Source organism: Bacillus hominis, from assembly GCF_018332515.1.
Taxonomy (GTDB): domain Bacteria; phylum Bacillota; class Bacilli; order Bacillales; family Bacillaceae_G; genus Bacillus_A; species Bacillus_A hominis.
On record NZ_BOQD01000638.1, the window covers coordinates 1 to 593 of the forward strand.

General features: G+C 29.5%; 1 protein-coding gene. It reads left to right on the top strand.

The window, feature by feature from the left end:
• The first annotated feature begins 66 nt into the window (after positions 1–66).
• Positions 67–591, top strand: coding sequence for a GNAT family N-acetyltransferase (locus KI356_RS27735; RefSeq protein WP_212937067.1), 525 nt, complete (start codon positions 67–69; stop codon positions 589–591).
• Positions 592–593 lie beyond the last annotated feature (2 nt).

The window sequence follows — 593 nt, forward strand, 5'->3', positions numbered from 1 at the left end:
GAATATATTTTTTATATAGAAATAAGCTTGAGTGTAAATATAAGCGTGTATCAAAGGAGAATGGGAATGATAAAACTTGAAAAATTTACAAGGTCCGATTTCAAACAATTAATAAATTGGATCGATTCCGAAGAATTTTTAATACAATGGTCAGGAAATGCATTTACATATCCATTAAATGAAAAACAATTAGAAAGGTATACAAGGAATGCAAATTATGAAAATGCAAATACACTCGCTTTCAAAGTAATAGATGAAGAGACTGCAAAAGTTATTGGACATATTTCGCTTGGGCAAATAGACAATATAAATAAGTCTGCTAGGATTGGTAAAGTATTAGTTGGAGATACAAATATGAGAGGACGTTCTATAGGGAAACAGATGATGAAATCAGTACTTCATATTGCATTTCATGAATTAAAACTGCATAGAGTTACTCTTGGTGTTTTTGATTTTAATTCGGCAGCCATTTTGTGTTATGAAAATATAGGGTTTGTAAAAGAAGGATTATTAAGAGAGTCAAGAAAAGTCGGTGATAAATATTGGAATTTATGGGAAATGAGTATGTTAGAATATGAATGGAAACAATAATT